General features: G+C 57.5%; 17 protein-coding genes and 7 pseudogenes. 11 read left to right on the top strand and 13 right to left on the bottom strand.

The annotated features are described in order from the left end of the window. Window positions 1-8: 8 nt before the first annotated feature. From ribE to nrdR, 3 genes are all read right to left on the bottom strand, one after another. Window positions 9-479, bottom strand: a complete 471-nt coding sequence (ribE, locus tag SGP1_RS05660) for a 6,7-dimethyl-8-ribityllumazine synthase (RefSeq protein ID WP_011410405.1) — start codon at window positions 477-479, stop codon at window positions 9-11. An 86-nt stretch (window positions 480-565) separates the two neighbouring features. Continuing rightward, the gene (ribD, locus tag SGP1_RS05655) at window positions 566-1,693 is read right to left on the bottom strand and encodes a bifunctional diaminohydroxyphosphoribosylaminopyrimidine deaminase/5-amino-6-(5-phosphoribosylamino)uracil reductase RibD (RefSeq protein ID WP_011410404.1); all 1,128 of its coding nucleotides are present in this window, start codon (window positions 1,691-1,693) and stop codon (window positions 566-568) included. Window positions 1,694-1,716: 23 nt separating this feature from the next. Beyond that, a complete protein-coding gene (gene nrdR / locus SGP1_RS05650; protein WP_011410403.1) occupies window positions 1,717-2,166 on the bottom strand; it encodes a transcriptional regulator NrdR in 450 nt (149 codons plus the stop codon). 131 nt (window positions 2,167-2,297) lie between these two features. On the opposite strand from nrdR, the pseudogene SGP1_RS32775 reads away from it, so the two are divergent. Then, a pseudogene (locus SGP1_RS32775) lies at window positions 2,298-3,014 on the top strand (DUF3251 domain-containing protein). A gap of 104 nt (window positions 3,015-3,118) precedes the next feature. On the opposite strand, the gene secF reads toward SGP1_RS32775, so the two are convergent. The 5 genes from secF to queA all read right to left on the bottom strand — a co-directional run bounded on the left by secF (window position 3,119) and on the right by queA (window position 8,718). Next, the gene (gene secF, locus SGP1_RS05640; protein WP_050747925.1) at window positions 3,119-4,030 is read right to left on the bottom strand and encodes a protein translocase subunit SecF; all 912 of its coding nucleotides are present in this window, start codon (window positions 4,028-4,030) and stop codon (window positions 3,119-3,121) included. Between the two features lie 69 nt (window positions 4,031-4,099). Beyond that, window positions 4,100-5,947, bottom strand: coding sequence for a protein translocase subunit SecD (secD, locus tag SGP1_RS05635; protein ID WP_011410401.1), 1,848 nt, complete (start codon window positions 5,945-5,947; stop codon window positions 4,100-4,102). Window positions 5,948-5,974: 27 nt separating this feature from the next. Then, window positions 5,975-6,307 carry a preprotein translocase subunit YajC gene (gene yajC, locus SGP1_RS05630; protein ID WP_011410400.1) on the bottom strand — a complete coding sequence of 111 codons (333 nt, stop codon included), beginning with the start codon at window positions 6,305-6,307 and terminating at the stop codon, window positions 5,975-5,977. Beyond that, window positions 6,308-7,456 (bottom strand): tRNA guanosine(34) transglycosylase Tgt, encoded by a 1,149-nt coding sequence (gene tgt / locus SGP1_RS05625; protein WP_011410399.1) that lies wholly within the window; start codon window positions 7,454-7,456, stop codon window positions 6,308-6,310. It lies immediately after the preceding gene. A gap of 200 nt (window positions 7,457-7,656) precedes the next feature. Further along, complete coding sequence (queA, locus tag SGP1_RS05620) at window positions 7,657-8,718, bottom strand: tRNA preQ1(34) S-adenosylmethionine ribosyltransferase-isomerase QueA (RefSeq protein ID WP_011410398.1); 1,062 nt, start codon at window positions 8,716-8,718, stop codon at window positions 7,657-7,659. Window positions 8,719-8,822: 104 nt separating this feature from the next. On the opposite strand from queA, the gene SGP1_RS05615 reads away from it, so the two are divergent. From SGP1_RS05615 to SGP1_RS05605, 4 genes and pseudogenes are all read left to right on the top strand, one after another. Further along, window positions 8,823-9,410, top strand: coding sequence for an ACP phosphodiesterase (locus SGP1_RS05615; protein WP_011410397.1), 588 nt, complete (start codon window positions 8,823-8,825; stop codon window positions 9,408-9,410). A gap of 138 nt (window positions 9,411-9,548) precedes the next feature. Continuing rightward, window positions 9,549-10,206 (top strand): annotated as a pseudogene (locus tag SGP1_RS05610) (N-acetylmuramoyl-L-alanine amidase). A gap of 389 nt (window positions 10,207-10,595) precedes the next feature. Continuing rightward, window positions 10,596-10,886: a hypothetical protein gene (locus tag SGP1_RS29195; RefSeq protein ID WP_148203381.1), complete on the top strand. Its 291-nt coding sequence runs from the start codon at window positions 10,596-10,598 to the stop codon at window positions 10,884-10,886. 130 nt (window positions 10,887-11,016) lie between these two features. Further along, on the top strand, window positions 11,017-11,619 hold the full coding sequence (locus SGP1_RS05605; RefSeq protein WP_011410395.1) for a peroxiredoxin C: 603 nt from the start codon (window positions 11,017-11,019) through the stop codon (window positions 11,617-11,619). Window positions 11,620-11,781: 162 nt separating this feature from the next. Here the strand turns inward: SGP1_RS05605 and SGP1_RS05600 are convergent. From SGP1_RS05600 to phoR, 5 genes and pseudogenes are all read right to left on the bottom strand, one after another. Then, window positions 11,782-12,834, bottom strand: a pseudogene (locus SGP1_RS05600) (amino acid permease). A gap of 73 nt (window positions 12,835-12,907) precedes the next feature. After that, window positions 12,908-14,224, bottom strand: coding sequence for a branched-chain amino acid transport system II carrier protein (gene brnQ / locus SGP1_RS05595; protein WP_011410393.1), 1,317 nt, complete (start codon window positions 14,222-14,224; stop codon window positions 12,908-12,910). A gap of 626 nt (window positions 14,225-14,850) precedes the next feature. Further along, a pseudogene (locus SGP1_RS05590) lies at window positions 14,851-15,806 on the bottom strand (5-methyltetrahydropteroyltriglutamate--homocysteine S-methyltransferase). Between the two features lie 193 nt (window positions 15,807-15,999). Beyond that, window positions 16,000-16,443: a PstS family phosphate ABC transporter substrate-binding protein gene (locus tag SGP1_RS05585; protein ID WP_070108738.1), complete on the bottom strand. Its 444-nt coding sequence runs from the start codon at window positions 16,441-16,443 to the stop codon at window positions 16,000-16,002. Between the two features lie 218 nt (window positions 16,444-16,661). Further along, window positions 16,662-17,949 (bottom strand): annotated as a pseudogene (gene phoR / locus SGP1_RS05580) (phosphate regulon sensor histidine kinase PhoR); the annotation flags it as partial. Window positions 17,950-18,172: 223 nt separating this feature from the next. Between phoR and SGP1_RS32770 the strand changes: the two are divergent. The 6 genes and pseudogenes from SGP1_RS32770 to SGP1_RS23465 all read left to right on the top strand — a co-directional run. Then, on the top strand, window positions 18,173-18,454 hold the full coding sequence (locus SGP1_RS32770) for an exonuclease SbcCD subunit D C-terminal domain-containing protein (protein ID WP_041866663.1): 282 nt from the start codon (window positions 18,173-18,175) through the stop codon (window positions 18,452-18,454). Beyond that, window positions 18,451-18,531 (top strand): annotated as a pseudogene (locus SGP1_RS36140) (hypothetical protein); the annotation flags it as partial. The gene SGP1_RS32770 and the pseudogene SGP1_RS36140, both read left to right, overlap by 4 nt. Window positions 18,532-18,883: 352 nt before the next feature. Continuing rightward, window positions 18,884-19,030 carry a hypothetical protein gene (locus SGP1_RS30610; protein ID WP_158302336.1) on the top strand — a complete coding sequence of 49 codons (147 nt, stop codon included), beginning with the start codon at window positions 18,884-18,886 and terminating at the stop codon, window positions 19,028-19,030. Beyond that, entirely contained in the window at window positions 19,006-19,251 is a 246-nt protein-coding gene (locus SGP1_RS05570) for a hypothetical protein (RefSeq protein WP_041866662.1), read from the top strand. Before SGP1_RS30610 ends, SGP1_RS05570 begins: the two co-directional genes overlap by 25 nt. After that, the gene (locus SGP1_RS23475; protein ID WP_158302335.1) at window positions 19,199-19,603 is read left to right on the top strand and encodes a hypothetical protein; all 405 of its coding nucleotides are present in this window, start codon (window positions 19,199-19,201) and stop codon (window positions 19,601-19,603) included. Before SGP1_RS05570 ends, SGP1_RS23475 begins: the two co-directional genes overlap by 53 nt. 328 nt (window positions 19,604-19,931) lie before the next feature. Beyond that, window positions 19,932-20,808, top strand: a pseudogene (locus tag SGP1_RS23465) (SbcC/MukB-like Walker B domain-containing protein); the annotation flags it as partial. Window positions 20,809-20,939: the final 131 nt, after the last annotated feature.

Genomic DNA, 20,939 nt, shown 5'->3' with positions numbered 1-20,939 from the left:
CCCTTTACTTACGCTTTAATGGCTTGCAATACTTTGATCATTTCGAGCGCGGTCAGTGCGGCTTCCGCGCCCTTGTTGCCGGCTTTGGTGCCGGCGCGTTCGATAGCCTGTTCGATACTCTCAGTGGTCAGTACCCCGAACGCCACCGGCAGCGCGGCGCGCGCGGCAACCGCGGACAGGCCGGAGCTGCACTCGCCAGCGACGAATTCAAAATGCGCGGTGCCGCCACGGATAACCGTCCCAAGCGCCACGACGGCGTCGTAGTTTTTGCTGTCGGCCAGCGCGCTGACCGCTAACGGCAATTCATAAGCCCCAGGCACCCAGACCACGGTAATATTTTCGTCTTTGACCTGGCCGATGCGTTTTAGGGCGTCGACTGCGCCATTAAGCAGGCTGTCATTGATGAAGTGGTTAAAGCGCGCGATAGCGATAGCGACGCGCGCATCGGGGGCTGCAACAACACCTTCAATAACGTTCATGGTTATCCTTACAAAATGGCAGAAAGCTGAATCGTCACTCGAGGGAACGGATTCTAACATAATACTTTGTCCGCTGCGCGGGCCAATTAAGCGCGTTCGCCGGGTTTCAGACACAGGCGAAGGTCGGGTCCCACCTGCCGGACGTCAAGCAGGGTAAAACCCGGCGCCGCACCAAGCCGTTCCAGCCCCGGCAGCAGACACAGCGGGCGGGCGTCAGCACCGAGCAGTTTTGGCGCCTGATACAGTATCAGTTCATCCACCAGCCCGGCGCCCAGCAGCGCGCCGGCAAGCCCCGCGCCCGCCTCGACCCACAGGCTGTTAATCTGACGGCGGCCCAATTGCATCATCAGCGCCACCAGATCGAGATGCGCGGCGTTTGCCCCCTCGCCGGCCGGCAGTAGGAGTTGCTCTACCGACGAAGGCCACGTCAAATCATCCGGCGCAAGGCGCGCCAGCCAGGTCAGCCCCACCCCCTGCGCCACCCAATGGGATGGCGTCACGCTGTTGGCTCTATCGATGATAACCCGCACCGGCTGGCGCAACCGCTCCTCGGGGTAAAGGGCCTGGACATCCTCCGGCAGCGACGCCCAGCGTACCGTCAGGGCGGGATCGTCCGCCAGCACCGTGGTGGCGGTGGAAAGAATGGCGTCGCTTTCGGCACGCCAGCGCTGGACATCCCGCCGCGCTTCGGTAGAGGTAATCCACTGGCTCTCCCCGGATGCCATGGCGGTGCGGCCATCAAGCGATGCCGCAAGTTTGAGCCTGACCCAGGGAAAACCGGTGCGCATGCGTTTAAGGAAGCCTGGATTCACCGCCTCCGCCTCGGGCAGCATCAGGCCATGGCGCACCTCTATCCCCGCCTGCTGTAACCGATAAAACCCACGGCCCGCCACCTGAGGGTTCGGATCGGGCATCGCGGCCACTACCCGCGCCACGCCAGCGTCTATCAGCGCGTCGGCGCAGGGAGGCGTGCGCCCATGGTGGCTGCAGGGCTCTAGCGTGACATAGGCGGTGGCGCAGCGCGCCGCGTTCCCCGCCTGACGCAGCGCGTGCACCTCGGCATGCGCATAGCCGGCGCGCTGATGGTACCCTTCGCCAACAATGCGCCCGTCGCGAACGATTACGCAGCCGACATTGGGGTTAGGCGCCGTCGTGAAACGCCCGCGGCGCGCCAGCTCAAACGCGCGCGCGAGATAAACCTCATCATGATCCATAGGATGGTCCTTAAGGGTTGTGCCTAATCCTGCAGCCGGGCGATTTCTTCGCCAAACTCACGGATATCCTCAAAACTGCGGTAAACCGAGGCGAAACGGATATAGGCGACCTTATCGAGCTTTTTCAGCGCGTCCATGACGAGATTACCGATCATTTTGCTCGGCACCTCTCGCTCGCCGGTGGCGCGCAGCTGGGATTTGATGTGGTTGATGGCCATTTCGACATCGTCGGATTTGACCGGCCGCTTTTCCAACGCCTTCAAAAACCCGCTGCGCAGCTTTTCTTCATTGAACGGTTCGCGCACGTCATTGCTTTTGATAACGCGAGGCAACACGAGTTCCGCCACCTCGAAGGTGGTGAAGCGTTCGTTACAGATGACGCACTGCCGGCGGCGGCGAACCTGAGTTCCTTCCCCCACCAGACGGGAATCAATCACTTTGGTATCGACTGCAGAACAAAACGGGCAATGCATAGCGCTTCCTGGCCGGCTGATTAGGGATAGGATAGTTTAACGCGAACTCCGCAGACTACAAAGCAACAGTACTTAAAGCGGAACCGCCGCCGCAGAGTTGGGGATATTGACGGTGAAGCGCCGCCGGTCCCATGACTTTCCGCCGCTTACAGGTTAAACTGGAATCAACCGTAAAAAAGGAAATTGCCGCTATGACAATCAGTTATCGCGCGGGTTATGCCGTTGCAGCCCTGCTGCTGCTCACCGGCTGCGCCAGCCGGCAGGAAGCGCAGTTGACCCAGCTGCACAGCGAAGTCGGCCATTTGAACCAGCGTTTGGAAAACCTGACCAATCAAGCCGCTGCGCTAGTGGCGCAAAACGAGCAAAATCGGCAGTCCACCCGCGGCATCTACTTTTAATCCGGCGGCGAAAACGGCGGCGAAGTGCAAAGCGAGAGGCCGGCACATTGCGGGTTTCTGTCGATTCAGGTGGAAGTGGAAGCGTAGGCCAGCGGCTCCCGTGCGCAGCTGCATATCCGCAGCGCCGACAGCGCGGCCTTGACGCCGCTGCATGGCATTGTGGATTGGGGACAGGTGGACGCGGCGACGGGTAAGCCACTGACCGCCGACGCTCTCAGCCAGCCGATATACGTGCCGGCCTCGCTGCTGCCGAGAACCTAAGCCACCATCGAACTGCGGATGTCAGGCCTGACGCCGGAGCAGGTGGGGTTTATCCGGCTGCATGATATTCAACCGGACACGCCGCAGACCCCGCCGACCGCGGATGCCACCAAACCTGTCGACAACAGTAGGCCTAGCACTTACGGTTCGCCATGCGCCAGACCTTGCGCGCCTGGCCCAATAGGTTAGCCGGCAGCGCGAACAGCAGGTGATAACCGTTGCTCCTCATGCGCCTGGCCGGATGCAGCTGGCCAAGCTGACTACAGCCGCAGACCGCGGCTGCGGCGCCTCTATCAGGGCAGCAGTGACGGCTGATCAGCGCCTTCTTTCTCCACCTTCTGCAGCAGCAGATGCTCACGCTTCATACCGAGCTTAAGCGCCAGCGCCGACGCCACATAGATGGAACTGACGGTACCGATAAACACGCCGATGAACAGCGTGGTCGAGAAGCCGCGCAGCATCGCCCCACCAAAAATCAACAACATCAGCACCACCATCAGCGTGGTGGCCGAGGTCATTATGGTCCGGCTCAGGGTCTGCGTTAGCGAGACGTTGAAGATATCGTAAGCGCTACCGCGGCGAATCTTGCGGAAGTTCTCACGAATACGGTCCGACACCACGATACTGTCGTTCAGCGAATAGCCGATCACCGACATCAGCGAGGCGATAATCGTCAGATCGATCTCGATGTGGAATAGCGACAAGACACAGAGAGTGATCACCACGTCATGCGCCAGCGCCAAAACCGCCCCGGTCGCCAGCCGCCATTCAAAACGGAAACCGACATAAATCAGGATACAGATCAACGCAACCAGCAGCGCCATGCCGCCATCCTGCGCCAGATCGCTGCCGACGCTCGGTCCGACGAACTCGACCCGTTTCACGGAGGCGTTCTGGCCCGTGGCCTGATTAATCACGCCAAGAACTTTATTACCCAATTCCTGGCCAAGCCCGTCTTGCACCGGCGGCATACGGACCATTACGTCGCGGCTGCTGCCGAAATTCTGCACCAGCGGATCGGTAAAGCCCGCGTGCTCAAGCGCGCCACGCATCTGGTCAAGATCGGCGGGCTTTTCCAGGTTAAGTTCAATCACCGTTCCGCCCGTGAAATCCAGCCCCCAGTTAAAGCCCTTCACCGCCATGATGGCGATGGAGGCGATAAGCAGGATAGCCGACAGGCTGAACGCGACATAATCCCAGCGCATAAAGTCATAGACTCTACGGCCGTAATTCAATTCTTCAACATTTCGTTGTTGCTGAGCCACAAGCCACTCCTAGATAGACAGCTTATCGATGCGTTTACCGCCGTAAAGTAGGTTAACGATGGCACGCGTGCCGATGATCGCCGTAAACATGGAGGTAGCGACCCCGATGGCGGTGGTGATGGCGAAGCCCTTGATGGACCCGGTCCCCACGGCATACAGGATAATGGCGGTAATCAGCGTGGCGACGTTGGCGTCAACAATACTGGAGAACGCGCCTCGATAGCCCTCATGAATGGCCTGCTGCACCGTGCGACCGTTGCGCAGCTCCTCTTTGATGCGCTCATTGATGAGCACATTGGCATCCACCGCCACCGCCAGCGTCAGCACAATACCAGCAATCCCCGGCATGGTCAGCGTCGCGCCGGGCAGCAGGGACATAATGCCGATAATCAGCACCAGGTTGACGATGAGCGCCATGGTGGCGATAAGACCAAATTTGCGATACCACACCACCATAAACAGAATTGACGCCACCAGCCCCCATAAACAGGCCTCCAGCCCCTGGGTAATATTCTGCAACCCCAGGGTCGGACCGATGGTACTCTCTTCCACAATCTGGATTGGCGCAATCAACGCCCCCGCCCGCAGCAACAGCGACAGCTGACGCGCTTCGTTGGGATTGTTGATGCCGGTGATACGGAAGCTGTTACCGAGTCGCGACTGAATGGTAGCGACGTTAATAACCTCTTCCTGCTTCACCAGAATGGAACGGCCGTTGGCATCTTTCTTGCCGCTATCCTTATACTCCACAAACAAGGTGGCCATCAGCTTGCCAATGTTGTCCTTGGTGAAGTTGGACATGGTCGTACCGCCGGTGCCGTCGAGGGAAATATTCACCTGCGGACGGTTATATTCATCGGCGCTAGAAGTGGAATCGGTAATGTGATCCCCGGTCAGGATGACCCGTTTGTACAAGACGACCGGCTGGCCGTCGCGGGTGGCTTTCACCTCCGAATCCCCCGGCACACGGCCGTTGGCGGCGGCGGTTTGATCCACCGCGCTATTGACCAGACGTAACTCAAGCGTCGCGGTCGCCCCGAGGATTTCCTTGGCGCGGGCCGTATCCTGAATACCCGGCAGTTCAACCACGATGCGATCGGCGCCCTGTCGTTGCACCAAAGGCTCGGCGACACCCAGTTGGTTGACGCGATTGCGCAGGATGGTGATGTTCTGCTGCACCGAGTATTTGCGGGCCTGGCGCAGGCGCTCGTCCGCCAGCGTGGCACGCAGGGCGTTATCACCCTGGCTGTTAATCACCAGATCGCGGTGGCGTGGCGTGAGCCAAGAGATCGCCTGATCGCGGGTTTCGGCGTCGCGGAAGCGGATTTCGCTGCCGTAATTCTCTATCTTGCGCACCGTCGCATAAGGAATGCCCTTATCGCGTAAATCGCCGCGCAGGGTATCCATCGTCTGTTCCTGCAGCTTGTTGAGCGCGGTATCCATATCCACTTCCATCAGGAAGTGAACGCCGCCGCGCAAATCCAGGCCCAGCTTCATCGGCGCGGCCCCGAGCATAGCTAACCAGGCGGGCGTAGCCGGCGCCAGGTTGAGCGCCACGACATAATTGTCACCGAGCGCGGTCATTAACGCTTCTCGGGCTCGCAACTGCACATCGGAGCTGGCGAAACGGGCCATAATGGCGCCATTTTCCAGCGCAATGGATTTGCTGGCGATATGTTGTTGTTCTAATACGTTTCGGATCTGGACCAGCGTCGATTCACTGGCACCACCACCCCGCGCGCCAGTGATCTGTACGGCCGGGTCCTCACCATAGATGTTGGGAAGCGCATACAGCAGGCCGACGACCAACGCCAGCACCAGCATGATGTACTTCCATAAAGGATAACGGTTTAACACGGTGGTTCCCTTCGGGAAAATCGGCTATTACAGCGCTTTCATCGTACCTTTCGGCAAAACAGCGGCCACAAAATCACGCTTGATGACCACTTCATTGGTGTCGTTGAGCGCGATGGAAATATAGCCGGTATCCGCGACTTTCACCACGCGGCCCACCAACCCGCCGGTCGTCAGAACTTCATCTCCTTTGGAAATGGAGCTCATCAGTTCTTTATGCACTTTGGCGCGTTTTTGCTGCGGGCGCAGGATCATGAAATAAAAGATCAGACCAAAAACAACCAGCATCACCACCAGAGAGTAAGGACTAGACTGGGACGGAGCACCGGTGGCGGCAACGGCGTCAGAAACGAAAAAACTCATTTAAATTCCCTCATTGTTATGTAACTCGACGACTAAAGGTGGAGCCGGCTTACCTGTCCGGCGATAAAACTCACCTACAAAGTGCTCTAATTTACCCTCATCGATAGCCTGGCGTAAACCCGCCATCAAACGCTGGTAATAACGTAGGTTATGGATAGTATTCAGACGGGCACCCAATATTTCGTTGCAACGGTCAAGATGATGCAAGTATGCGCGGCTATAATTGCGACAGGTGTAACAATCACATTCCGCATCCAGCGGCGCGACATCGTCTTTGTACCGGGCATTGCGGATTTTCACCACGCCATCGGTGACAAACAGATGGCCGTTGCGGGCATTACGGGTCGGCATAACACAGTCGAACATATCGATACCGCGGCGCACACCCTCCACTAAATCCTCGGGCTTACCGACCCCCATTAAATAGCGCGGTTTATCAGCCGGAATCTGCGGGCAGAGATGCGCCAGAATTCGGTGCATATCAGCCTTCGGCTCCCCTACCGCCAGGCCGCCCACAGCGTAACCATCAAATCCAATCTCTACCAGTCTTTTTACCGATACATCTCGTAAATCTTCGTAAACACTACCCTGAATAATGCCAAATAGCGCATTGTGATTACCCAGCTCGTCAAAACGCTGACGGCTGCGCGCCGCCCAGCGCAGCGACATTTCCATCGATTGTTTGGCGTAATCCCAATCAGACGGATAAGACGTACATTCGTCAAAAATCATTACGATATCGGAACCCAGATCGTACTGGATTTCCATCGATTTTTCCGGGCTGAGGAAAATCGTATCACCGTTGATCGGATTTCGGAAATACACACCTTCTTCGGTGATTTTGCGAATGTCACCTAGGCTAAATACCTGAAAACCGCCGGAATCAGTCAGTATCGGGCCATGCCATTGCATAAAATCGTGCAAATCGCCGTGCAGCTTCATCACGGCCTGCCCCGGCCGCAGCCACAGATGAAAGGTATTACCCAGCAGGATTTGCGCGCCGGTCTCTTTTACTTCTTCAGGGGTCATGCCCTTAACCGTGCCGTATGTCCCGACCGGCATAAACGCCGGCGTTTCCACCACGCCCCGATCAAAGACCAGGCGCCCGCGGCGGGCCTGGCCATCGGTTTTTAATAATTGATATTCCACACATCCTCCAACACCAGAGAAACAGTCCGATGCTTGATGAAAAGGAGCGCATTCTACCAACCTCCCAAGCCGCTATACAAGCCAGTCCGCGCGCTGTATTTATCGCCGGCGTTGTCAATGAATGCTTTCTCCCGCCGACGGTCTGCGCCTAAATCAGGTCCGATAGGGATGGGTTTCAGGGCCGGACGGTGACAACTCGCCTACCCCCGCTCTGCGGCAGCGGCGGGATTGCGGGTGATAAACATCGCATCTCCGTAGCTGAAAAAACGATACGCCTGCGCCACCGCTTCCCGATAAGCCGCCAGCGTATGGCGATAGCCGGCGAACGCCGAAACCAGCATGATCAGAGTAGACTCGGGAAGATGAAAATTGGTTATCAGCACATCCACCACGCGGAACTGATAACCCGTGTAAATGAAAATGCTCGTATCGCCGAAAAACGGTGTCAGCGCTTGCTCACCGGCCGCGGCGGCGCTCTCAAGCGAACGGACGGCGGTCGTGCCAACGGCAACGACCCGGTTGCCGCGCGCTTTGCATGCCAGTACCGCATCGACCACCTCCTGCGGCACTTCGGCATACTCCGAATGCATCTGATGGTGCTCGATCTGGTCCACCCGTACCGGCTGAAAGGTACCCGCCCCTACATGAAGAGTGACGAACGCCATTTCAACGCCTTTAGCGCGTAGCGCTGCCAACAGCGGCTCATCGAAATGCAGACCGGCGGTAGGCGCCGCCACCGAGCCGGGCCGTTCGCCATAGACCGTCTGATACAGCTCACGGTCCGCGACGTCATCCGGCCTATCGATATAGGGCGGCAAAGGCATATGGCCGGCGTCATTCAAGAGCGTCAGAACATCGCGGGCGTCGTCAAAGCGCAGCTCAAAAAGCGCATCGTGACGGGCCACCATCGTGGCGGCAATACTGTCATCATCCCCCAACAGCAGCGCGCTGCCGGGTTTCGGCGCTTTGGAAGCGCGGACGTGCGCAAGTACCCGCTTATCATCCAGAACCCTTTCTACCAGGACTTCAATTTTACCGCCGCTGACTTTGCGGCCGAATAACCGCGCGGGGATCACCCTGGTATTGTTGAAGACCAGTAAATCCCCTGGCGCCAGTTCCTCCAGCAAATCGGTAAAGACCTGATGCGCCAGCGCTCCTGTTTGACCATCGAGGGATAACAAACGACAGGCGCTGCGTTGCGCCTGAGGATAGCGGGCAATCAGATTATCGGGTAATGCAAACGAGAAGTCGGCAACGCGCATGACAAGTCACTTCAGCTTAAAAACAAGCGGCTTAGTCTAGGGCTATGCGTTCCGCCCTGCAAGAATTAAGCAAAAGCGGGCCACTTTTGCCGTATACTGAAAGGATGAATTTTCTTGCTCATCTGCATCTCGCCACCCTGGCGCAAAGTTCCTTACTCGGTAATCTGATGGCGAATTTTGTCCGCGGCGATCCCGACGGCCTCTATCCGCCCGCGGTCGTCGCCGGCATCCGTATGCATCGCCGCATCGATAGCCTTACCGATGATCATGACGCGGTACGCCAGATACGGACGCTGTTCTCACCGGCGACACGGCGGGTGGCGCCTATTGCGCTGGATGTGGTTTGGGATCACTTTCTGGCGCGCCACTGGTCGCAGGTCGAATCTCAATGGCCGCTGGCGGGATTCGTCCTGCGGGCGCAGCTGGAAATTGCGCCTGCCCTGCCGGATACGCCGGCGGGCTTCCAGTCCCTCAACCGCTATCTATGGCGTGAACGCTGGCTGCTGCGCTATCCGGATATGCCTTTTCTGGCTCAGGTGCTTAACGGGATGGCCCAACGGTACCTACGACTGTCGGCCCTGGAGGCAATTTTTTCGGAGATCCAAATGCACTATCGCCCGCTGGAGGAGGCGTTCTGGCATTTATATCCAGCGATGATACAGTTGGCCCGCCAGGGTGCGCTGGGCCGTTAAACGAATCCGGTCTCAAGGCGCCTCCCCTCCTCCCCCTGCGCAATGTCCCTGCAATGGCACAACGGTCCTGGATTGCCGGCGGTGGCCACGGGTATGAATGAAAGGAGGACAATTTTCAGACAGGAGTCAACGTTGACCATGTATCCCATAGATGCGACAAGTTACCGTTCGGTGAAAGGATTCAATTCACGCGTACGCTTTTTAATCATGCATTATACCGCGGTTGATTTCGCCGGCTCGGTCAGGGCGCTGAGCAGCGACGCGGCATTCAGCGCGTGGGCGGGGCGCAACAATCTCAACGATACCTCTATTGGCATTGAAAATGTAAATCTGGCATCGGTCAAAAACGGGAAATTGATCTTTCCGCCCTATCATCCGGTGCAAATTGCGGCCATCATTCAATTAGCGCAGGATATCCTGCAACGGTATCCGGATATTACCCCAACTCAGATTATCGGCCACAGCGATGTGGCACCCGGGCGAAAATTTGACCCCGGCGCGGCGTTTCCCTGGCAAACATTGTTTACTGCGGGCATAGGCGCCTGGTTCGACGAGGCGACCAAACAGTATTACCTTGACGAATTTGCTGGGCAGGGCCTACCTGATCAAGCGGCGATTATCGGTAAACTGAAAGCCTATGGATATAATACCTCCGGGGCGACAGATGCCAGCGTCTATAAAAATCTTATCCAGGCTTTTCCAACTGCATTTCCGCCCCGCCGACTGGCAGGGCACAGTGGATAATGAGACGGCGGCGATTCTGTATGCACTGGTGAAGAAATATTTTAACAAATAATTGCCGCCCATCAAGACACCATCGGCCCCGGCCTTCAACGGCGTATTCAACGGCGTATTCAACGGCAAAATACCAGGATAATTGACACCCTGAATAATCGCATCAGGGTTTGACGAAACCCGGTATTACTATTTATTCCACTACCACCCTGGAGTTGATAAATATCTTTATTGCTGGACACTACGATGCCGTGAACGCTGCACCATCTGATTTCCCTGTTTTCATTCTATGAAGCGCGCTTATCCTTCAATGACGCAGCACGCTGAATATGCCTTTATCTATCCGCCCAAAATAGATTATTGCCGAACCTGGACGCCTGCATAACCGCTAAAACTACGCCCTATCACTTTACCTGTTTGCGCGCCGTTATCCATAAATGCGTCACCCCCATGAGTACAGCCCGCATTTATTCAGGTTATGCCTCGTGTGAAAAAATTTTTTGCTTCGGGTATTTGGATGATGATTTTTCCGATTTTGAACGCGAGGTAGCCGAAGAGGTTTCCCTCTTTCTACAGAGTGAAAATCCACCGCCCCTCACCGATCACGCCACGAGCTCACTGCTTTTGCCTTTAGCTCTGCCTTCGCCATTGGCTCTGCTTTTGCTCTCTGGCGAGGAACCGCGTTCAACGCTACCGGCTGAGCGACCAACGTATTTAACGGGGTATTATTGGCAAGATTGACCTATCCCTTCGATAGGTATAACCTATTTAACCAATCGGTACAGGTGACTTTATTCCCCCCCCGGTACGGCCTTATACTAGGTTGGCTCAAATCCTATCAATCCGCAAACGCTATTTTACAGGAGTTAATATGGTCCTGGTCACTCGTCAAGCCCCCGATTTTACGGCTGCCGCCGTGCTCGGCAACGGTGAAATCGTTGACAATTTCAATCTTAAATCGCATATCCAGGGTAAACCGGCAGTCATTTTTTTCTGGCCGATGGACTTCACCTTTGTCTGCCCGTCCGAATTGATTGCGTTTGACAAACGCTACGCAGAATTTCAGAAGCGCGGCGTTGAAATCATCGGCGTGTCTTTCGATTCTGAGTTTGTACACAACGCCTGGCGGCAAGTACCTACCGATAAAGGCGGTATCGGACCGGTTCAGTACCCCATGGTGGCGGATATCAAACGCGAAATCATTAAAGCTTACGGCATTGAACATTCAGACGCCGGCGTCGCTCTGCGCGGTTCGTTCTTAATCGACAAAGACGGGCTCGTCCGCCATCAGGTTGTTAACGATCTGCCGCTGGGCCGCAATGTCGACGAAATGATGCGCATGGTCGACGCACTGCAATTCCACGAAGAACACGGTGAAGTTTGCCCGGCACAGTGGGAAAAGGGACAGGAAGGGATGGGCGCTTCTCCGGAAGGGGTTGCCAAATATCTGTCCGAGAACCTGACCAGGCTGTAAGCGCCTTGCGTTCGTGCAGATAAGGCAGTCAAGGCAGTGACTCTGCCCGTATCACGCCGGTAGGCAACCCGACCGGCTTTATTTATGCCGAATGGTCAGGGCGCATGCCCTGCCGTACACGGGGAGCTCTTCCCCATCATGGCACTATATCCGGCACGGTCCTTAGGAGGCGGCTACGCGCTTCGTTTTTACCCGGCGGTACCCCAGTAACAGCAATAAAATCCATACCGCACCAACGTACAGCGAGGCGCGAGTAGTAGGAAAATACCCTATCAGGCCGATGATAAACAACAGGAAGACTACGCCGATACTCGCAGTGAGGACGCCACCGGGCAACGGGAATTTCAGCGCCTGCACCTGCTCAGGCTTGAGCCTGTGGCGAAAGGCGATTTGTGAACATAAAATCATGATCCACACCCACACGGTGGCAAAGGTTGCCAGTTAGGCAATCAGCAGGAAGACATTTTCCGGCATAATATAATTCAAATAGACCACCACCAGCATGGCCAGCAGCATCACCAATACCGTTACCCACGGAATACCGTGGCGCGATACGCGCTGGAACAGGCGCGGCGCGTGCCCCTGCCCCGCCATATGCAGCGACAGTACCATGCCCCAGACGCCGTGGGTGAAGAAGCCGCCGTGGCGCCATAAATTCGCTACGCCGGTGGGCTGGCCACCGTTGCCGATTCCCCAAACGATGATGCCGATGCCGGCCAGGATCATGACAATGATGGTGGCCACTTTGAAAAAGGAGAACCAGAACTCCAGCTCGCCGAAGGCCTTGACGCTGAGTAGATTAATCGCGCCGATAAACAGCACCACGCTTAACACCCAGACCCAATGCAGCACCAGGGGAAACCATGCACCCATATAAATGCCGAAGGCGGTGACATCGGCGATGGCGACAATCAAAATTTCAAAACAATAGGTCCAGCCGGTGATATAGCCCGCCATAGGGCCCAGATTATCCTGTGCGTAGCGTGAGAACGAACCGGCATTCGGGTTTTCCACCGACATTTCACCCAGGGCACGCATGATGATATACGCCGCTAGTCCCCCTATCAGATAAGCCAGCAGCACGCTGGGACCGGCCATTTTAATTGCATCAGCAGAACCATAGAACAAGCCGGTGCCAATGGCGGACCCGAGCGCCATAAACCGAATGTGCTGCGTAGAAAGCCCCCGCTTCAGCGAAGGGGTGGAAGATTGCATGACCTGAACCCTTTTTTTCACAAGAAAAAACCACGGAACGGTGTCCGTGGTCTATTGATTACATCGCCACCACTTACAGAACAGAGATTTGCTGCCGCCCGCGGGATTGATCGTAGATCGCCGCAACGATGAGCATGACAAGCGTCGGCGGCAGCCAAGCCAGTCCCTGGGCACTTAACGGCAGGCGCTCTACCCAGGCAGGCAGGAGGGTCGGGTAAGCCGACACCTTAATGCCATCGAGACAGCCAAACAGCAGGCTGACCAGCATGCCCGGTGCGACAAGACGGCTGCTGGAGTACCACCAACGCAGGGTAAAGCTCAGCAGAATCAGCACAATGCAAGGCGGATAAATGGCGGTAAGTACCGGCACGGAAATCGATATCAGATGGCTCAGTCCCAAATTGGAAACCACCATGGAGAACAGCCCTAGCAGGAACACCCATTTGCCATAACCGATACCGGTATGCGCGCTAAAAAACTCGGCACAGGCGCAGGTCAACCCTACCGCGGTGGCCAGACAGGCTACAGTAATCAACACCGTCAGAAAACCGCTGCCGGCGGCGCCGAAGGTGTATTGCACATAGGCGTGCAGAATTTCCGCGCCGTTTTGTGCCTCAGGCACCAGCACGCCGCTACCCGACCCTAGTTTAAACAGCGTCAGATAGACGGCCGTCAGACCAATACCGGCAATAAGGCCGGCAAAAATGGTATAACGGGTGAGCAGCTGCGCGCTCGCTACACCGCGCGACCGGGCAGCGTTGACGATAACGATGCCGAAAACCATCGCGCCCAAGGTATCCATGGTGAGATAGCCGTTCACAAAACCGCTGGAAAACGGCAAATGACTATAGCTCGCCGCCACCGGCAGTGGCTGCCCTGCCGGCCATAGCATTGCCGCCATTCCCAGCACCGCCAGCGCGATAATCTTGAGCGGCGCCAGCACATGGCCCACCGTATCCAGCAAGCGCCCGGGGTAGAGAGAGATACCGATCACCAGGGTGAAATAAATCAGACTATAAACCAGCAGAGGCAGTTCGCCGTTGCCGGCAAACGGGGCCACCCCGACCGCAAACGACACGGTAGCGGTGCGCGGGGTAGCAAACAGCGGCCCCACCGCCAGATAGCAGACCACCGCCAAAAGCAGACCGGCTTTCTGACCGATAGGCGAGCTTAGCGCATCAATGCCGCCGCCGACCCGCGCCAGCGCGATAACGGTGATAACCGGAAGGCCAACCGCCGTAATCAAAAAGCCCGCCGCCGCCAACCAGACATGCTGGCCGGATTGCAGGCCCACCATTGGCGGAAAGATGATATTGCCGGCGCCGACAAACAGCGCAAAGGTCATAAAGCCCAGCGCGAGGATGTCTTTGGAGGTTAAACGTTTTGTCATGGGTTTGTATTAAGGCCTGTAGTAATTCGCAATAATAAATTCTTATGACGGAGCGGTGATTTGCACGCCCTTGACCGCGGCGGTTGGCAACGCGTGAACGGCTGTTAAGCCGGACAGAAAAATAATGCGGAGTAGCAATACTGACGGAGGGCGCGACAACGGCGGCTAATTTAATAGTTTATAGCGGTTGCTGGCAAGTCCATCTGCCAAAACTGGCATTATAATCTGCTATTTAAATAATTTTCAGATTAAGTATTAAAATATTTCCTTATCTGCGCTACATGATAACCCACCCGGCAGCGAAAATCGCATTTGCGACATAAGAAATTTCTATGATGCAGCAGACCCCTATGCACGAGCTGGGACAAAGCGGCAAAGTCCGGAGCTGCTGAGACATTGTGGGTAATGATATCCTGAGGTACAGGCGCTGTTTGGCGTGAGGGGGCCTCGATGTTCAAGGCCTGCCACGATGCTTATGAGGCAACCCCCGATGCTCATGCCACTACCCCGCTACTCAGGGCTAACGCAGGTCTATATGCTGCCCCTAGATTCAGGGGGGTGTGCAGGGGTCGCCCGCTGAAAGGAAGACGCGCGGGCAAGCTATTACCCGCGCTTAAGGGGCATTATCAGGTGCGGCGAGCGATATCCAACACCAGCTTCAGCTTATCCCACTGCTGCTGTTCGCTGAGCTTATTGCCCTCTTCGGTCGAGGCGAAACCGCACTGCGGGCTCAGGCACAACTGATCCAGACTGACATACTGGCTGGCTTCATGGAGGCGATCCAGCACCGCTTGCGGGTCTTCGAGCGCCGGCGTTTTCGAGGTGATAAGCCCCAGCACCGCCTGTTGATGCCCGGGTTTGATAAAACGCAGCGGTTCAAGCCGCCGGCGCGCTCGGTATCATACTCCAGGAAGAACGCGTCCACCTGCACCTGACTGAACAGGATTGGCGCGACCGGCTCATAACCCCCCTCGGATATCCAGGTGGAACGAAAATTGCCACTGCAAACATGCAAGCTGACCACCATATCTTCCTGCTTACCGGCCAACGCTTTATTTAGCACATCGGCATAAGTTTGCGCCAGATCGTCAAAATACGCGGCCAGATCGGGATAGACCTGCTTATCAATCGCCGCGCGCCCGCCGCGAAAATGCAACACGCTAGGGCTGGGAATGGTCATTTTCGGCACGGCATCGCCGGCCACGCTTTGCAGAAAACGGAAATCCTCCAGCATCGGGTGATGGCTGAAACCGAGTTTACCGGTGACTTTGACGCTGCTGGCCTTGGTCTATACGCCCTGAAATTGAATCCCCTGATCGGGTTGGTAACCCTCGACCCCGTCCAATCCTTCAAAGAAATCCATATGCCACCAGGAGCGGCGGAACTCTCCGTCCGTGACAACCTGTAGCCCCAACGCGCGATGCTCCGCGACAACCCGTGCAATTTCGTTATCTTCAACGGCGCACAGCTGCGCGGCATCTATCTCGCCATCGGCGAAACGTTGACGGGCCTGCTTGATAGCGGCGGGGCGTAACAGACTACCGACCACATCAGCACGGAAAGGGGCTTGCGTTCTTTGCATTCTACTGCTCCACGAGGGCGTCATCAGCGTGATGACCAGGATAGTTTAGCAACGGGATAATCACGCCCTGCAATTTATAGACATCTAGACGTCTATATATCTTAACGGCAGTGTGTCACTTCGCCAACGACCGCACAAACGAGAAAATTTCAATGATATTGAAATTTATTCATATTCAGTGTGAAACTTTCACCTACGCGGCTGTGGGCAATCCCGCCGCCTGTAGCGCCGCCAGCCGCTGGGATTCCGTCAGCGGTATGTAACCCGCCTGGCTGACCTGTGCCTGCCCCTCGGGGGACAACACACGCACCAGAAATGCCAACGTCAGCGGATCCAGCGGCTTGCCGGGCGGTTTATTAACGTAAATATAGAGAGGACGGGTGAAGGGATAGTCTCCGCAGCGCAGCGTTTGCGCATCGGCACGGTGGGTGTGACCCGCCGCGTCAATAATTGCCAGCCATTTCACCCCACTGGCGTGAAATCCCATGCTGGTATAGCCGATCGCGTTTACCGAGGCGGCCACCGCCGCCGAGCCCGACAGCTCATTCACCGTGGGCTGCATATCCCCGCCGCACAGCACCCGGCGGCGGAAAAAGCCCTGGGTGCCGGAAGCGGTATTGCGGCCATAGCGCAACACCGCCAGGGAGAGCCATTCGTCGGGCAGCCATAGCGGCAGCGGAAACCCTCTATTTCCGGCTCGCTCATCGGTCGACTCATGGGCCCCAACTCCGCCGTGCCGGCGGCGGCGAGACGAGCTGCGCCGCGCTGCCTGGCCCCAACAGGCAGTAGGCGAACAGGCTGCCCACCAGGAAGGAACAACATCGCATTAATCTTTAGCCTGAGGTGAAAGGGGGAGACGCTATTGTCCACCCGCGGCAAGGTGCTAATCAACCGCGCTGGCAGGGTAAAACCGAAACGGGTGCCCTCCCCCGGCACGCTGCTGACCTCCAGCCGCGCATCGTGATGGCTCAGGGCATGCTTGACAATAGCCAGGCCCAGGCCGCTGACGCGAGCGGGCTTTGTCTACCCGGTAAAAGCGCTCGGTCAAGCACGGCAAATGTTCCGGCGCGATATCCGGGCCGTTATCGCTGACCTGAAACGTCGCGCCCAGGGCGCTTCGCTGCCAGCTGACTTCGACACGGGTACCGGCCGATGGATAACGGCATTGTACAGCAGATTCGATACCGCGCTGCGCAGTTGCTCCTCATTACCGTTGACCCATAGTTGGGGATTGACCCGTGCACCAGCGGATGCTGCCCCTGGCTAAGCCCTTCGACGCTGGCCTGCAAACGTTTGAGCAAGGATGGAATATCTACCGGCCTGGGGGTTTCCCCCTGCGGGGCAGCTTCGATACGCGACAGCTCCAACAATTGAGCAACCAGGCGCTCCACGCGTCGGGATTGATCCTGCATGGTCTGCACCACCCGCTGCCGCATATGAGGGTCGAGGCTATCATCGGTCATCATCTCCAGATACCCTTGCAATACCGTCAGCGGCGTACGCAATTCATGGCTGGCGTTGGCGAAAAAGTTGCGCTGCGCGCCTTCCAGTTGTCGCATTTGGGTGACATCGCGCACGACCATTAATAACTGGTTATCGGTATAGGGCATTATGCGGAACTCAACCCAATGCTGATTATTCAACTGGAGCGTCAAAGGCAGCTCAAACGCTTTCCGCTGCAAATAATCATTAAACTCCAGGTAACGTAACAGATTGAGGATCGGCTGTCCGTTATCTTCCGGCCAGCGGAAACTGAGCAGTTGTTGGGCCAGCCCGTTGCACCAGAAAATATGGCCGTCCGCCGTTAACATGACCAACGTATCAGGCAGCGACTCGGCGCCGCTGCGAAAGCGCTTGAACAATATCGCCAGTTCGCGCCGCCGGCGGCGCTGACGCTGCTGCATACAGTGCAAGCCATAAAACAGCGAAACCCAGCTGCCTCCGCCAACCGGCGGCGTCCGGCCGGGGTTGCTCCATAGCCAGTGGGACAGGCGCAGTTGAAAGTAATAATTGCGCACCAGCACAGCCAGCAAAGAGAGCGCCAGTAGCCAGCCCAAATGCCGATGAACAGCGACAGCAGCAGCGCCGGCAGACAAAACAGCACGCCTTCCAGCAACACTCTGCTCCAGGTAATAGGTTCAATCTCCTTCGCGACAGCGCCTGTGCCGCGGCCGCTTGCTTATCATGCGTCGGCGGCTGCGAGTGACGCAATTTTCCAATGGGCTCCAGATCCGCGCCAGCACAGTGTTATAGCCTGTGTGGACGCGGGCCGTAGGGAGCCGCAGCGCGGGTCTGGAGCCCGCGCGCCGCGCAGGCGCCGGATTAATAGTGTCCGGAGAAACGGTAACCGGTACCGCGCACCGGTCGTGGCCGACGGCTATCTGACCGACATTCAGCAACGCCTCCAGACGCTGTCGACACCGCTGCCGGTGGAAATACTGCTGCTGCGCCGCAGCCGCGAACAGCGGCTAGACAGCCTTCACCGTTTGCAGCAGGAGACGCTGAGCGAATTGAGCGTCAGCGAGGTGTTTGAACGGCGATTGGCGCTGGAAAATACGCCGGATGAACCACGGCGCCAGCGCATTCGGCACCTGTTTGATCAGGTGGTCAACGATCTGCGCACCGAACACGAGGCGCCGGACGCATGAAAATACTGACGCTGCGCCTGAAAAACCTCAATGCTCTGCAAGGAGAATGGAAAATCGACTTTACCGCCGCCCCCTTTGACCGCAGCAGACTGTCTCGCTGGGGCAACGCCAGGATGACCTCCGGCAACAGTTGGTGCCGCTGCAACAGCGCCATCGGCAGGAAAGCGCGACTCTGGCAACTCAGCAGCAGGCGCTTCATCAGGCGCGGAAGACGACTGGCTGGCCCGCCATGCCGCCTGCCGTCTGTGGGGCGAGCAGCTCCCGCTGTGGGGTGAGCAATTCGACCGCCGCAACGCGGCTCAAAAACACCAGGACGACCTGGAACAGCGGGTGGCCCAGCAGCAATTACGGCTTTCCGCCTTACAGAACGAGGCGCAGCAGTTGACAGCGGAGAGTCAGCGGCTGGCGTAACAGCGCGAAGCACTGGACATGAGCTTTGCCGGCGAGCAGCGGCGACGCGAAGAGCAGGAGCAAGCGCCGGGCGGCGGCGCCATCGAGGCGCGCTGGAAGCATCGACAGCGGCAGCGCCCCATTATACGCTGCTGGCCACTTTGCTACCGCAGCTGGAGGGCCTGACGGACAGGCTTCGACAGGAGGAAGAGCAACAGTCCCAGCTTCAGCAAACACAGCGTACGTTACGCCAGGCGCAAAAGGCCCTGTGCGCCAGCCTGGAAGACAAAACCCGGCTGCTGGCGCAGACGAAGACGACGCTGGAGCTGGAACGACGCATTGTGCGGCTTGAGGATGAGCGCCGCACCCTGCGCGCGGGCGGTAGAACAATTGTGCTCCGCCCCTGATGAAAACACCCCTGTCCCCGTTCTGGGGACGCTGACGCCGGCAGCGCTGCAGACGGCCGCAGACGCGCTGGCGGCTTATGAAAGGGAAGAGGTTCAACTGGAGCAGCGGATCGATCAACAACAACAGGCGGCTCAGGCTTGGCAGGCGGCGCTGACGCTTAACGGTCAGCAGCAACGCGATCTGGCAGAAAATCTCCAGGTGTCCTTGCGTAGTCTGGCACAGCAGCAAACCGACATGGCACGGCTCAAAGAGGACCTGACCACCGCCCTCGGCGCGGCGGGTTTGACAGTGCCGGTGCCGCAACAAACCGCGGCATGGCTGGACATTCACCGGGCGCAGTGGCAGCGGTAGCAGCAGCGCCACGAACAGTCACAGCGGCTCGCCAGCCAAGTTGTCTTGCTGAGCGGCAGCGTCGAGGCGCTTCTTCAGACCGTCGCCGATCTCACACAGCGTCAGAAGGCGTTGACGCAAGCGCTGACGGGCCACTGACGCTAAGCTGGCCGAAGTACATCATCGGCGCCAGACCCTGGCCGGCGATGTCTCAACCGCCGAGTTTGGCGCGCGCCTGCGCCGCGACGGTGAACAATTGCGACAGGAGCAGCTTCAGGCCGGCCAACAACTGCAGACGGCTCAGCGTCAGCTGCATGAACTAGCGGGCAACATCCGCTCGCAGCAGCGCCAGCAGGAGACGTCAAGCACCAGGCAGTTGCAGGAGGCTTTGCTCTCCTCACCGTTTGCCGATAGCGCGACCCTGGATGCCGCGCTGCTGTCCCCTGACAAACGGAACGCCTTACGCGAACGCCGTGAGCAGCTCGAGGTGCAACAGCAGCGCGCAGATGCCCTTCAGCAGCAGGCCGAGGACAATGAGGCCGCGGTGGCGCAGCACCCTGGCGGCGCTGGATGACCAATTGCGCCAGTTGGCCCGACAGCAGGGGGAAATTCAGCAGCAGCTTGATAGCCACCACCAGCGTCTGTGGGAACAGCATCAGTTGCTGCAGCAGATAGAGGACAGCCGCGATCGTTGCCGGGATTGGGGCTACCTCAATGATCTTATCGGGTCAAAAAAGGGGGATAAATTCCGTAAATTTGCGCAGGGATTGACGCTGGAGCACCTTATCTCTTTGGCTAACCAGCAATTGGCGCGTTTGCACGGCCGTTATCAGCTGCAGCGCAAAACACAAGAAGAGCTGGAGCTTGAAGTGATGGACACCCGGCAGGCGGACGCCATACGTGATACCCACACACTGTCCGGGGGCGAAAGCTTTCTGGTCAACCTGGCGCTGGCGTTATCCGATTTGGTCAGCCATAAAACCCGCATCGACTCGCTGTTTCTTGACGAGGTGTTTGGTACACTCGACGCACAGACGCTGGATATCGCGCTGGATGCATTAAACGCCAGCGGCAAGATGATCGGCGTGATAAGCCACGTGGAAGCGATGAAGGAGCGTATACCGGTACAGATTAAGGTCAGTAAGATCAACGGCCTCGGCATCAGCCGCCTGCAGCGGCAGTTTGCTGTGGTCAAAAACGCAGCCGCAGGTGATGTTATCAACTGACATTTGCCGGCGTTAAACGTCCTGAGCCGCTTTAATGCCGGCGATAACATTCCCAATCGGCCTTGACGCCGCCGGCGACACTATGCCGGCGGCCAAACACGCGATTCGGCTTTAACACCCGCCGGTGTGCC

It is taken from the genome of Sodalis glossinidius str. 'morsitans' (genome assembly GCF_000010085.1).
Classification (GTDB): domain Bacteria; phylum Pseudomonadota; class Gammaproteobacteria; order Enterobacterales; family Enterobacteriaceae; genus Sodalis; species Sodalis glossinidius.
This window is presented reverse-complemented; position numbering and strand designations above follow the sequence as displayed.